Consider the following 4087-nt stretch of genomic DNA (forward strand, 5'->3'; position numbering starts at 1 on the left):
GGACTTGGACTTGGCCGTGAGCACGCCGGTCTTGCCGAACTCGAACACGGTCGCTTCCTGGATGTTCTTGCCGAACGACTTGATCTTGACGAAGTCGTAATACCAGACCTGCGTGTCGCCCAGCTGCTCGCGCCGGCTCGGCGCGCCGAAGGCTTCGCGGACCTGCTCCTGGGTGGTCTTGCCGACCTGGGCGGCGTCCATCTGCTGCTGGGTGATTTCCGTGCCGGTGGTGTAGGCGCCGAACGGGTTGGCCTGGGCCGACGCGGTCGTCAGTGCCAGCGGGGCGGCAAACAGCAGGGCGAGGGTGAGGGTGGTGGCACGCATCGCGGGATGTCCTTTTCTATCGATGGGGCAGGGTTGCCTGCCGTTCAGTCTATCCCGCCGGCCGCGGCCCTGCCTACGTCGCCAGTCACAGAACATCGATTTGCCCTGAACCCATCAAGTACGTACAATTCATACATACTTTTTGAGGCGTACCCCATGGAAGCCACCGTAGCTGAACGCGGGCAGATCACCTTGCCCAAGGCGGTCCGCGATGCGCTGGGCCTGACCAAGGGCACCCAGTTGAAGGTCGAGCTGGACGGCAGCCGGATCATCCTGCGCAAGAGCGTGGACGATGCGATCTCGCGCGCCCGCGGCAAGTTCGCACTGGACGGCTTCGATTCGGCGCAGGCCGCCGTCGATGCGGTCCGCGACGAGGAATGAGCGCGGCATGATCGCTGTCGATTCCCCGGTCCTGATCGAACTGCTCAGCAACGGACCGCAGGCCGACGCGGTGGAGGCTTACCTGCGCCAGAGCCTGGTCGGCGGGCGCGTGGTGATCTGCGCGGTGACCCTGGCCGAGATCTGCGCCTCGCTGCGCGGTGGGGCCGAGGTGCAGGAAGCGCTGGAGGAAATGGGCATCCATTTCAGCCCGCTGGAGGCCAAGTCCGCCCTGCGTGCCGGCGAAATGCACCGCCGCCACCGCCAGCGCGGCGCCGGCAGGCGCGGCCTGGACGAATTCATGGTCGGCTCGCACGCGCTGTTGCAGTGCGATGGGCTGATCACCTGGAACRACACGTTTTTTCGCGACTACTTCAAGGGCCTGAAGCTGATCGTGCCGCAAGCCTGAGCCCACGCACCGTTTACCGCTGTATTCAACCGCAGTTTTTTCAAAGAATTTCCCGGGAGTTGTCATGTTGGAAGCCTACCGCCACCACGTAGCCGAGCGYGCCGCGCTTGGCATCCCGCCGCTGCCGCTGAGCGCCCAGCAGACGGCCGACGTCATCGAACTGCTGAAGAACCCGCCGGCCGGGGAAGCTGAGTTCCTGCTGGAACTGCTGACCCACCGCGTGCCGGCCGGCGTCGATGATGCCGCCAAGGTCAAGGCCTCGTACCTGGCCGCGATCGCCCTGGGCAGCGAAGTCAATGCGCTGATCAGCCGCGAGCGCGCCACCGAACTGCTGGGCACCATGCTCGGCGGTTACAACGTCGCCCCGCTGGTCCAGCTGCTCGATGACGCCACCGTCGGTGCGATCGCCGCCGATGCGCTGAAGAACACCCTGCTGGTGTTCGACGCCTTCCACGACGTGCAGGAAAAGGCCAAGGCCGGCAATGCCCACGCCCAGGGCGTGCTGCAGAGCTGGGCCGATGCGGAGTGGTTCACCAGCCGCCCGCAGGTGCCCGAAAGCCTGACCATCACCGTGCTCAAGGTGACCGGCGAAACCAACACCGACGACCTGTCGCCGGCCCCGGACGCCACCACCCGCCCGGACATCCCGCTGCATGCGCTGGCGATGCTGAAGAACAAGCGCGATGGCATCGAGCCGGAAGAAGACGGCAAGCGCGGCCCGGTGAAGTTCATTGAATCGCTGAAGGACAAGGGCCACCTGGTGGCCTATGTGGGCGACGTGGTCGGCACCGGCTCCAGCCGCAAGTCGGCCACCAACTCGGTGCTGTGGTTCACCGGCGAAGATATTCCGTTCATCCCGAACAAGCGCTTCGGCGGCGTGTGCCTGGGCTCGAAGATCGCCCCGATCTTCTACAACACGATGGAAGACGCCGGCGCGCTGCCGATCGAACTCGACGTGTCGCAGATGAACATGGGCGATGTGATCGAGCTGCGCCCGTACGACGGCAAGGCCCTGAAGGACGGCGCGGTCATCGCCGAGTTCAAGGTCAAGTCCGACGTGCTGTTCGACGAAGTGCGCGCCGGTGGCCGCATTCCGCTGATCATCGGCCGCGGCCTCACCGCCAAGGCGCGTGAAGCGCTGGGCCTGGCCCCGACCGATCTGTTCCGCCTGCCGATGGACCCGCCGGATACCGGCAAGGGCTTCTCGCTGGCGCAGAAGATGGTAGGCCGTGCGTGTGGTCTGCCGGAAGGCCAGGGCATGCGCCCGGGCACCTACTGCGAACCGAAGATGACCTCGGTGGGCTCGCAGGACACCACCGGTCCGATGACCCGTGACGAGCTGAAGGACCTGGCCTGCCTGGGCTTCTCGGCCGACCTGGTGATGCAGTCGTTCTGCCACACCGCCGCCTACCCGAAGCCGGTGGACGTCAAGACCCACCACACGCTGCCGGAGTTCATCTCCACCCGCGGCGGCATCTCGCTGCGTCCGGGCGACGGCGTGATCCACAGCTGGCTCAACCGCATGCTGCTGCCCGACACCGTCGGTACCGGCGGCGACTCGCACACCCGTTTCCCGGTGGGCATTTCGTTCCCGGCCGGTTCGGGCCTGGTGGCCTTCGCCGCCGCCACTGGCGTAATGCCGCTGGACATGCCCGAGTCGGTGCTGGTCCGCTTCAAGGGCAAGATGCAGCCCGGCGTGACCCTGCGTGACCTGGTCAACGCGATTCCACTGTACGCGATCAAGTCCGGTCTGCTGACCGTGGCCAAGGCCGGCAAGAAGAACATCTTCTCCGGCCGCATCCTGGAAATCGAAGGTCTGCCGGAGCTGAAGGTCGAGCAGGCATTCGAGCTGTCCGATGCCTCGGCCGAACGTTCGGCCGCCGGTTGCTCGGTGCACCTGAACAAGGAGCCGATCATCGAGTACCTCACCAGCAACATCACGCTGCTGAAGTGGATGATCGCCGAGGGTTACCAGGACGCCCGTTCGCTGGCGCGCCGCATCGAGAAGATGGAAGCGTGGCTGGCCAACCCGGAGCTGCTGCAGCCCGACGCCGACGCCGAATACGCCGCCGTCATCGAGATCGACCTGGCCGATATCCACGAGCCGATCGTGGCCTGCCCGAACGATCCGGATGACGTCAAGACGCTGTCGGACGTGGCCGGTGCGGCCATCGACGAAGTGTTCATCGGTTCGTGCATGACCAACATCGGCCACTTCCGTGCGGCGGCCAAGCTGCTGGAAGGCAAGCGCGACATCCCGACCAAGCTGTGGGTGGCCCCGCCGACCAAGATGGATGCTTCGGAGTTGACCAAGGAAGGCCATTACGGCACCTTCGGCACCGCCGGCGCACGCATGGAAATGCCGGGCTGCTCGCTGTGCATGGGCAACCAGGCACAGGTGCGCGAGGGCGCGACGGTGTTCTCGACCTCGACCCGCAACTTCCCGAACCGTCTGGGCCGCAACTCCAACGTGTACCTGGGTTCGGCCGAACTGGCCGCGATCTGCTCGCGTCTGGGTCGCATCCCGACCAAGGAAGAGTACATGGCCGACATCGGCGTGCTGGATGCCAGCAGCAAGGACATCTACCGCTACATGAACTTCGACCAGATCGAGGATTACCAGGACGTGGCCAAGACGGTCGCTGCCTGATGCGGTAGCCATCGACTGTTGGTCGATGGGATTCAACTGAAAACACCCGGCGCAGGCCGGGTGTTTTTTTGTGTGTGCGGTATTGGCCAGGAAAGGCGTTATGGCGCCGCTTCATGCCGTGCGCCCGGTGTCCAGTCCACCGAACCGCTGAAACGTCGGTTGCCGATCAGCAGGTCGCCGCGCCTGCCGATCACGTCCACCTCGAACCACGGCAGACCATCGGCCTGTGCTGGGCGCAGGTACATCTGCTTCTTCGCCCGATTGAACTCGATGTAATAGCGGCGATGGGGCATCGGCTTTGGTGCACCCGTCCAGTCAACCTGCAC

At 65.1% G+C, this 4087-nt stretch carries 5 protein-coding genes; 3 read left to right on the forward strand and 2 right to left on the reverse strand.

All coding sequences use genetic code 11. From position 1 onward, the window contains the following. Positions 1–324: outer membrane protein assembly factor BamE domain-containing protein (gene bamE / locus ACXJKH_RS16375; RefSeq protein WP_457320881.1), on the reverse strand; the 324-nt coding region annotated here is incomplete at its 3' end. Positions 325–480: 156 nt separating this feature from the next. Between bamE and ACXJKH_RS16380 the strand changes: the two genes are divergently transcribed. From ACXJKH_RS16380 to acnB, 3 genes are all read left to right on the forward strand, one after another. Next, complete coding sequence (locus ACXJKH_RS16380) at positions 481–705, forward strand: AbrB/MazE/SpoVT family DNA-binding domain-containing protein (protein WP_256777493.1); 225 nt, start codon at positions 481–483, stop codon at positions 703–705. Positions 706–712: 7 nt separating this feature from the next. After that, the gene (locus ACXJKH_RS16385; protein ID WP_457320883.1) at positions 713–1111 is read left to right on the forward strand and encodes a type II toxin-antitoxin system VapC family toxin; all 399 of its coding nucleotides are present in this window, start codon (positions 713–715) and stop codon (positions 1109–1111) included. Between the two features lie 64 nt (positions 1112–1175). Beyond that, on the forward strand, positions 1176–3761 hold the full coding sequence (acnB, locus tag ACXJKH_RS16390) for a bifunctional aconitate hydratase 2/2-methylisocitrate dehydratase (RefSeq protein WP_256777495.1): 2586 nt from the start codon (positions 1176–1178) through the stop codon (positions 3759–3761). A 98-nt stretch (positions 3762–3859) separates the two neighbouring features. On the opposite strand, the gene ACXJKH_RS16395 is transcribed toward acnB, so the two are convergent. Further along, on the reverse strand, positions 3860–4087 hold a 228-nt coding region (locus ACXJKH_RS16395; RefSeq protein WP_457320886.1), incomplete at its 5' end, for a hypothetical protein.

The sequence above is a fragment of the Stenotrophomonas sp. P5_B8 genome (assembly GCF_054049855.1).